Annotated in this window: 8 protein-coding genes; 7 read left to right on the top strand and 1 reads right to left on the bottom strand. The window is 65.9% G+C overall.

Annotated elements, in window-relative coordinates; genetic code table 11:
* The first annotated feature begins 101 nt into the window (after positions 1-101).
* Both QK290_RS16625 and QK290_RS16620 read left to right on the top strand, forming a co-directional pair.
* Entirely contained in the window at positions 102-554 is a 453-nt protein-coding gene (locus QK290_RS16625; protein WP_282331739.1) for a cupredoxin domain-containing protein, read from the top strand.
* A 192-nt stretch (positions 555-746) separates the two neighbouring features.
* On the top strand, positions 747-3,281 hold the full coding sequence (locus QK290_RS16620) for an AMP-binding protein (protein ID WP_282331738.1): 2,535 nt from the start codon (positions 747-749) through the stop codon (positions 3,279-3,281).
* 111 nt (positions 3,282-3,392) lie between these two features.
* Here the strand turns inward: QK290_RS16620 and QK290_RS16615 are convergent, their stop codons facing one another.
* Positions 3,393-4,367: a hypothetical protein gene (locus QK290_RS16615; protein WP_282331737.1), complete on the bottom strand. Its 975-nt coding sequence runs from the start codon at positions 4,365-4,367 to the stop codon at positions 3,393-3,395.
* A 282-nt stretch (positions 4,368-4,649) separates the two neighbouring features.
* On the opposite strand from QK290_RS16615, the gene paaA reads away from it, so the two are divergent.
* From paaA to paaE, 5 genes are read left to right on the top strand one after another with little or no spacing between them, the layout of a single operon-like run.
* The gene (gene paaA / locus QK290_RS16610) at positions 4,650-5,627 is read left to right on the top strand and encodes a 1,2-phenylacetyl-CoA epoxidase subunit PaaA (RefSeq protein WP_282331736.1); all 978 of its coding nucleotides are present in this window, start codon (positions 4,650-4,652) and stop codon (positions 5,625-5,627) included.
* A complete protein-coding gene (paaB, locus tag QK290_RS16605) occupies positions 5,624-6,034 on the top strand; it encodes a 1,2-phenylacetyl-CoA epoxidase subunit PaaB (protein WP_282331735.1) in 411 nt (136 codons plus the stop codon). Before paaA ends, paaB begins: the two co-directional genes overlap by 4 nt.
* 11 nt (positions 6,035-6,045) lie before the next feature.
* Positions 6,046-6,882: a 1,2-phenylacetyl-CoA epoxidase subunit PaaC gene (paaC, locus tag QK290_RS16600; RefSeq protein ID WP_282331742.1), complete on the top strand. Its 837-nt coding sequence runs from the start codon at positions 6,046-6,048 to the stop codon at positions 6,880-6,882.
* Entirely contained in the window at positions 6,879-7,397 is a 519-nt protein-coding gene (gene paaD / locus QK290_RS16595; RefSeq protein ID WP_282331734.1) for a 1,2-phenylacetyl-CoA epoxidase subunit PaaD, read from the top strand. The genes paaC and paaD overlap by 4 nt, the downstream gene beginning before the upstream one ends.
* A 9-nt stretch (positions 7,398-7,406) precedes the next feature.
* Positions 7,407-8,645, top strand: a complete 1,239-nt coding sequence (gene paaE, locus QK290_RS16590) for a 1,2-phenylacetyl-CoA epoxidase subunit PaaE (RefSeq protein WP_282331733.1) — start codon at positions 7,407-7,409, stop codon at positions 8,643-8,645.
* Positions 8,646-8,652: the final 7 nt, after the last annotated feature.

Raw genomic sequence — 8,652 nt, 5'->3', positions numbered from 1 at the left:
CCCCGCCACCGGGCTCTTCGACGACAACTACGTCATCTACGCCAAACTCAAAGCCCTGAAACGGACCTCGATTGATCCAGCAGCCGACGAAAGGTTTGACCATGAAGGCAAACAGCAGCACGCGTAAGTTTCTCGGACTGGCAGCGGCAGCAGCTACGCTGCTGGCTCTGGCCGGTTGTGGAACCCCTGGCATGTCCGGGTCCGGCACCACTGCGGCACCGACTGTGACGGAACGATCAGCCTCAGCGGTGCCCACCACCCAAGCCCCCGCCCCCTCCAGCTCCAGCCCCGCATCTTCGCCGGCCGCAGCCGCAGCAAAAATCCTGATCAAGGGCTTCAAATACCAGGGATCCGAAACCGTAAGCCCCGGAGCGACGATCAGCGTCGTCAACGAAGACATAGAAGCGCACAGCATTACCGCTGACACCGGCGCGGCATTCGATTCCACCATCAAAGCCGGCGCCGGCAGCTTCACCGCCCCGGCCGAGCCCGGCACCTACCCGTACCACTGCATCTTCCACGGCAACATGAAAGGCACCCTGACCGTGAAGTGACACGTCAGCACAGCCCGAGGGATAGTGGGCATCGCCCACCGTGGCGGCATGACCCGTCCGGTATGCGCCATTACGCCAGCAACTGTGGAAATACGGCACACTTTAGTTTCTTAATTCACCGAAGACCGGTGTATTGTTTTCGAGTTAGGTTCCCCTAATATTCCCGAAGACACCTTATGGACCACGCGCGCTATGAGCATCCAACTTGACCTTCAACGCCTGCACTTTGCCGCCAACCTTGTGGATAACGGTGACAGGACTGCCGTTGCCACCAGCAGTGGTGTCCTGACGTACCGGGAACTGGCTGAGCGTGTTGGGGAGCTTGGCCGGCGCCTCGGCACCGAACGCCGGCTGGTGGCACTGACGGCCGGTAACGACGTCGACTCGCTGGTGGGGTATCTGGCGGCTATGGCTGCCGGTCATCCGCTGATCCTCCTGCCCGCGGACAAGCCTGCCGCCCTGAAGTCCCTGGTCGCGGCCTATGATCCGGACGTTATCCTTCGTTCCGCAAGCGGCCGGATGGTCCTGGAGGAGCGACGGCCTGGCACCGGACACACCCTGCACCCGGACCTGGCGCTACTGCTGAGCACCTCAGGGTCCACCGGCTCACCCAAGCTGGTGCGGCTGTCCTATGAAAACCTCCAGGCGAACGCAGAGTCCATCGCGGAATACCTCGGTATCACCGAAGATGACCGGGCTATGACCACGCTGCCCATGTCCTACTGCTATGGACTGTCAGTGATCAACAGCCACCTGCTGCGTGGTGCCAGCCTGGTCCTGACCGATCTGTCCGTGGTGGACCCCTGCTTCTGGGATCTGTTCCGCAGTGAGGGGGCCACATCGTTCGCAGCCGTTCCCTACACCTTCGAGTTGCTCGAGCGGGTGGGGTTCGCCGCGATGAATCTGCCCACGCTCAGGTATGTGACCCAGGCTGGCGGCAGGCTCGGCCCGGACCTGGTCCGGCGTTACGCAGAACTGGGCGCAAGGAGCAGCTGGGATCTCTTTGTGATGTACGGCCAGACGGAGGCCACCGCGCGCATGGCATACCTCCCGCCGCGGCTGGCAGGTGCGTCGCCCGGCGCCATCGGAATCCCGGTCCCGGGCGGGGCCTTCCGGATAGACCCGGTCCCTGGACTGGAGGATGGGGAGCTGGTCTATTCCGGGCCTAACGTGATGCTGGGATACGCCGGGACGCCGGAGGACCTGGGCCTCGGGCGGACTGTGGATGAACTCCGCACCGGAGACCTGGCCCGACTGAATGCGGACGGATTGTACGAGGTCGTGGGAAGGCGCAGCCGGTTCGTCAAGATCGTGGGTCTCCGCGTCGACCTTGGACAGGTGGAGCGGATCCTTGCCGACCTTGGCATTCAGTCGGCGAGTGCCGGCACGGACCTGGGGCTCGTGGTCGCCGTCGAAGGTGAACACGACCCGGCGCTGGTGGGTAAGCTCCTCGCCCAGGGCATCGGCCTGCCGCGCGCTGCCCTGGACGTCCACGCGGTGCAGGAACTCCCGCGGCTGGCATCCGGAAAACCGGACTACCCTGCCGTCCTGGCCCTCGCCCAACAGGGCGGCCCCGCAGTTCAGAACCCCGCGTCCAGCGCTGAATCCGGGGCTTGCCCGCAGGACAAAGTGGTGCAGATTTTTGAGGACACGCTGGAACTGACTGACATTTCCGACGGCGACACGTTCGTTTCGCTCGGCGGGGACTCGCTTTCGTATGTGGCAGCGTCCGTGCGGCTTGAGCAGGCATTGGGACACTTGCCAACGGACTGGCACATCACCCCGGTGGGAGTGCTGGGGGCCAGACTTGAGCAGTCACGGACGCGGAAGCGGCGCCGCGTGTTTGCCCGGCTTGAGACCAGCATCGTGTTGCGGGCGGCCGCGATTTTCCTGATTGTCAGTACCCATATTGGATTCCTGCACTGGCAGGGTGCCGCCCACGTGCTCATGGCTGTGGCGGGGTTCAACTTCGCCCGGTTCCAGCTTGCCGGGGAGCGTGTGCCGCGGCTGCGGAAACAAGCCGCCAGCCTGGCCAGGGTCATCATCCCCAGCATGGCCTTCATCGGCTTCGCCTACCTGATCACCGACAAGTACAGCCTCGCAAATATCGTCCTCCTCCACGCCATTATCGGGCCCGAAGAGGTGACCACCCGGTCGCATTTCTGGTTCATCGAGGTGCTCGTCTACCTGCTGGTCAGCATGACGGCACTGCTCGCCGTGCCCTGGGTCAGCCGGGCCGAAAAGCGCTTTCCTTTCCTCTTTCCGCTTGCACTGTTCGCCGCTGGACTGCTCACCCGGTATGAGCTTTTTGAGCCGGGAATTCCGCACACCACGCCGGCGCTTTGGCTCTTCGCTTTGGGATGGGCGGTTGCCCGGGCCCGTCACGTCCTTCAGCGATGCGCCGTCAGTGTCGTTGCCACTGTGACCATCCCGGGGTTCTTCGACAACCCCGCCCGTGAACTGACGGTCATTGCCGGGGTCCTCCTGCTCCTGTGGCTGCCCAGCATTCCCGTCCCGGCCGGGCTGCGGCGCTTCACGGTTCTGCTGGCCAGCGCGTCCCTGCACATCTACCTGGTGCATTGGCTGGTCTACCCCTTGGTGGTTGAGTTCAGTCCCGCCCTCGCCGTGGTGGCCTCACTGGCCGCAGGCTCGGCGTACTGGGCACTGTGCAGCCAGGCGCCGGCGGTCCTCGGCCGCGCTGGAAGACGGATCCTGTCCGCCCGGTGACGCGCAGACGGCCCGGCGACGCGCAGTCCGCCCGGCGACGCGCAAATGGCTTGGCGCTACGCAAATGCCCTGGCGACACCGGAATACGGGCGTCGCCAGGGCAGACGCGCGTCACGGGAACTTTAGCGCGTCGAATTCCGCAGAACGCGTACGACGGCGGGGCACGCCGGCCGCCGCCAGCATGTGTTCCAGCTTCCCCGGCTCCTTCAGATCGGCCCAGTCCCACCTCACCACGTTGAACCCGGTTGCCCGGATCCGGTTCTCGCGCTTCTTTTCCTCCACCACCGCCTGCGATGCCGTCCTGCCCTTGAGGAACTCCGGTTTGACGTACTTCTCCTCGCCATCGAATTCGCCCACCACCTTGGCCAGCTTCCAGTAGAAGTCGGCGTAGCCCACGAGCCCGTCCTTGTCGTGGATGGCCTGCTGCAGGACCGGCGTTTCGAAGCCGGCCACCTGGATTAATGCGCGGCTGTAGGACTCTCCCGCCGAACCGGACATTGGATCCGCGAAAGCCAAGGCGGCCAGTATCCTTCGCCCGGCCGCCGCGGAGTAGTTCGTGCCGATGCTCGCCATCAACTCATCTTTGGTGAAGGCCCGTAGCCGCAGGGTGCGGTCCGGTTTCAGCACGTGGTCCAACGGGGCGGCCGCCTCCGTGAACGGCGTAAATGCGGCCAGATCGAGGACGGTGCGGATGCGGCCGGTGACGAGCAGGCCCTCCCGCTGGACCACTGTCAGACCCGCCGGATCAGCGAAGTGGCGGACAACCCCGGCACGGGACCGGCCGCCGTCGTTCTTCATCGTCAGGGCGTGGACAGGATGGTGCAGGCCAATAGTGGGAATGCTCCAGACAGACGCGGCGGAATGTCGGGCAAACACAGTGGGACGCTCGAAGGTTTCCGCGGCCGCGCTGATGCGGAGCCTGTACTGTTCCCAGGGCTTCAGTCGCTTCCACGCGGGGCCGTCGGTGTAGACGCCGTGCCGGATCCGGACGAGCGAACCGGCCTTTACGTCCTTGGCGAGGTCCTTGGCGGTCAGCCCGTGCTCGATGCGGTCGCGGGCCAAGAGAAGCGGTGGAAAGTCGGTCATGTACCGAAGATGCCAGTTACGCGCCTTGGGCGACAGATCAGGCTGCCGCCATGTGGAAAACCAACCTCACTACGGTCGACACGCACCACGACTCTCGACCCGCATATGCTCTGACGCGCACGGAATACGGCGGCGTCAGGGAATGTGCGAGTCGGCATGGGATATGCGCGTCGCCAGCAACCGCAGGCCCGCTCCTTGACGCCCTCCGCGTCCTCCGCATATCCTGAACGAACGGTCGGTAAATAAATCGGACCAAATCCAGGCAGGTGCATAGGAGCAACCATGGAAGCCAACGCCCAGCGCAACGCGGACCGCCAAGATGCGGACGGCCAGGCCAACTTTGACCGCGTGATCGCCGAAGACTCCCGCATTGAACCAAAAGACTGGATGCCGGACGCCTATCGCAAGACCCTCCTGCGCCAGATCTCCCAGCACGCCCACTCGGAGATCATCGGGATGCAGCCGGAAGCCAACTGGATTTCCCGCGCCCCGAGCCTCAAGCGCAAGGCCATCCTGATGGCCAAGGTCCAGGACGAGGCCGGCCACGGGCTCTACCTCTACTCGGCCGCCGAGACCCTCGGCCAGTCCCGCGACAAGATGATGGCCGACCTCATCGCCGGCAAGGCCCGCTACTCCAGCATCTTCAACTACCCGGCCCTGACCTGGGCGGACATGGGCGCCATTGGCTGGCTGGTGGACGGCGCCGCCATCTGCAACCAGGTGCCGCTGTGCCGCGCCTCCTACGGCCCCTACGGCCGCGCCATGGTCCGGGTCTGCAAGGAAGAGTCGTTCCACCAGCGCCAGGGCTTCGAGATCCTGCTGGAACTCGCCCACGGCACCCCGGAGCAGAAGCAGATGGCCCAGGACGCCGTGAACCGCTGGTACGCCCCGGCACTGATGATGTTCGGCCCGCCGGACGACGATTCGCCCAACTCCCGCCAGTCCATGGCCTGGAACATCAAGCGCTTCAGCAACGACGAACTCCGCAGCCGCTTCGTGGGAATGATGGTGGAGCAGGTCCGCGTGCTGGGCCTCACCCTCCCGGACAGCGAGATCCGCTTCAACGAGGACACCAAAAAGTGGGAGCACGGCCCGCTGGACTGGAACGAGTTCCACGAAGTCCTCGCCGGCCGCGGCCCCTGCAACGCCCAGCGCCTTGAGCGCCGGAGGGAAGCGCACGACGACGGCGCTTGGGTCCGCGAAGCAGCCGCGGCGTACGCAGCAAAACAGTCACTGAAGACAAAGGAATACGCAGCATGATCCCCACCGACTCCCCAACCTCGCAAGTCCCCAGTCGCTCCCTAGACTCGCAAGCTCGTCTAGGGAACCCTGCGGCCGTGGGCCCACAGCCGGGGGGCGGCGTGGCCCCAGCCGAAACGACCGACCGCAACGCCTGGGGCCTCTGGGAAGTCTTCGTCCGCTCCAGCCGCGGCCTGTCCCACGTCCACGCCGGGTCCCTGCACGCGCCGGATGCCGCCATGGCCCTGCGCAACGCCCGCGACCTCTACACGCGCCGCAACGAGGGTGTGTCCATCTGGGTGGTACCTGCCGACGCCATCGCCGCCAGCGATCCGGACTCCAAGGGCTCGTTCTTCGAGTCCCCGCAGGGCAAGGACTACCGGCACGCCACGTATTACACCAAGAGCGAAGGGGTGAAGCACCTGTGAACTCTGCACCCATGGGCGGGGAGTCCGCCACCCGCATCACCCCCGGCACCGCCCTGCGCCCGGAGGACATCGCCCTGGAGGTCCGCACGGGCCTTGCCAAGCCCACCGAGGACGTGGCCGAGTACGCGCTGCGCCTGGGGGACGATGGCCTGATCCTCGCGCAGCGGCTGGGCCACTGGATCTCCCGCGGCCCCGAGCTGGAGGAGGACGTGGCACTGGGCAACATCGCCCTGGACCAGCTGGGCCACGCCCGGAGCTTCCTGACCTACGCGGGCGGTGCCTGGGACAAGACCGAAGACGAGCTGGCATACTTCCGGCGCGAGCATGAGTTCCGCTCCGCGCACATCTTTGAGCAGCCCAACGGCGACTTCGCGGCCACCATCGCCCGGCAGTTCGTGGTGAGCTACTACCAGTTCGAGCTGTACCGCCGCCTCACGCAATCCACAGATGCCACTCTCGCCGCCATCGCCGCCAAGGCCGTGAAGGAAGTGGACTACCACCGGGACCACAGCGCCCAGTGGGTCCTGCGCCTGGCCGGCGGCACCGAGGAATCCCGCACCCGGATGATCCAGGGACTGAGGCAGATGTGGCCCTACGTCGCCGAGCTCTTCCAGGACGATGAACTGACCACGCGCCTGGCCGAAACGGGCGCCGCCGTCGAGCCTTCCACGTTGAAAGCCGACTTTGACCGGCTCACCGGCGAAGTCCTCAAAGAAGCCGAGTTGGAGGTCCCGGACGTCCCGGCTGCCCCCGGCGGCGGGCGGGATGGCCGGCACTCGGAGCACCTGGGCTACCTCCTCGCGGAGATGCAGGTGCTGGCGCGCGAGTACCCCGGAGCAAGCTGGTGACCGCCGTGGCCACCGCTGCGCCCGAGCGGACACAGCAGCAGCAGGCCTGGGACATCGCGGCCACCGTCTGCGATCCCGAAATCCCCGTGCTCACCATCGCGGACCTGGGGATCCTCCGCGACGTGCAGGCCGAGGGGAAAAGCGTAAGGGTCACCATCACCCCCACATACTCAGGCTGCCCGGCCATGGACGCCATCCGCGACGACCTGAAAAAAGCGTTCGCCAAGGAAGGCTACACAGCAGAAGTGGACCTGGTGCTCGCCCCGGCCTGGACCACGGACTGGATGACGGCCACCGGGAAGGCGAAGCTGCAGGAGTACGGCATCGCGCCGCCGTCGGGCATGGCAGCAGCCGGCGGCCACAGCGGCCCAATCAGGCTCAAAATGGCCGTCAAATGCCCCCAGTGCTCGTCCCTGAACACCAAGGAGCTCACCCGGTTCGGCTCCACGTCCTGCAAGGCGCTGTACGTGTGCAAGGACTGCCTGGAACCGTTCGACTACTTCAAAGTCCTGTAAGGAAGCCCCATGCCTGTTGTGCGCCAGACCGCCGCCGAATCGGCGCTAGCCAGCGGCCGCCGTCGTCCGTCCTTCCACACTCTGACCGTCAGTGAGGTGCGCCGGCTGACCGAGGATGCCATCGAGGTGACGTTCGGCGTCCCCCAAGAGCTCGCCGGCCAGTTCGACTACCTGCCCGGCCAGTACGTGGCCCTGCGCACCACGCTGCCGGATGAGAAGGGCGAGCCGCATGAGGTGCGCCGGAGCTATTCCATCTGCGCCGAGCCGCGCACGTTCCCGGACGGCAGCAGCGAGATCCGGGTGGCTGTGAAGCAGGACCTGGGCGGGCTGTTCTCCACGTGGGCCAACGCGGAGCTGAAGGCGGGGGACACCCTGGAGGTCATGAGCCCCATGGGCGCGTTTGTGTCCAAGCACGGCCGGGACGGCAAGGCCGTGGAGCAGAACGTCATGAACTCCATGAACCGGCCGCAGGAAATCGCAGGCGAGCTGGCAGGGGAGCCGGGCACCTTTGTGGCCATCGCGGCGGGGAGCGGCATCACCCCGGTGATTGCGATCGCCCGCACGCTGCTGGCGGCCAACCCGGCGACGCGCTTTGACCTGATCTACGCCAACAAGGCCGCCATGGACGTGATGTTCCTGGAGGAGCTGGCGGATTTGAAGGACAGGTACCCGCAGCGGTTGGCCATCCACCATGTGCTGTCCCGCGAGCAGCGGATCGCGCCCCTGCTGAGCGGACGGATCGACGCCGGGAAGCTCCAGCAGTTGCTGGGCACCGCCATCCACGCGGACGATGTGGACGAGTGGTTCCTGTGCGGGCCGTTCGAGCTGGTGCAGCTGTGCCGGGACACCCTGGCCGAGCGCGGGGTGAAGCCGGAGCAGGTCCGGTTCGAGCTGTTCACGTCCGGGAAGCCGGACCGCCCGGAGGGCAACGCCGGCCGTCCGGTGGTGGTGGACGAGTCCCAGGAGACGTACAGGATCACGTTCAAGCTGGACGGCCTGCAGGGCGAGGTGGCCAGCCCCACGCACGCCCGCGAGTCGATCCTCAACGCCGCCCTCCGGGTCCGTGCGGATGTGCCGTTCGCGTGCGCCGGGGGAGTGTGCGGCACCTGTCGCGCCAAACTGGTCACCGGCACTGTGACCATGGACGAAAACTACGCGCTGGAGCAGGATGAGCTGGACAAGGGGTACGTCCTGACCTGCCAGAGCCACCCCACCAGCAAAGAAGTAACAGTCGACTTCGACGTCTAAGGAACCC

The sequence above is a fragment of the Pseudarthrobacter sp. AL07 genome, from assembly GCF_029960665.1.
Taxonomy (GTDB): Bacteria; Actinomycetota; Actinomycetes; order Actinomycetales; family Micrococcaceae; genus Arthrobacter.
The sequence above is the reverse complement of the archived record's forward strand: the minus strand, read 5'-3'. Positions and strand labels throughout refer to the sequence as shown.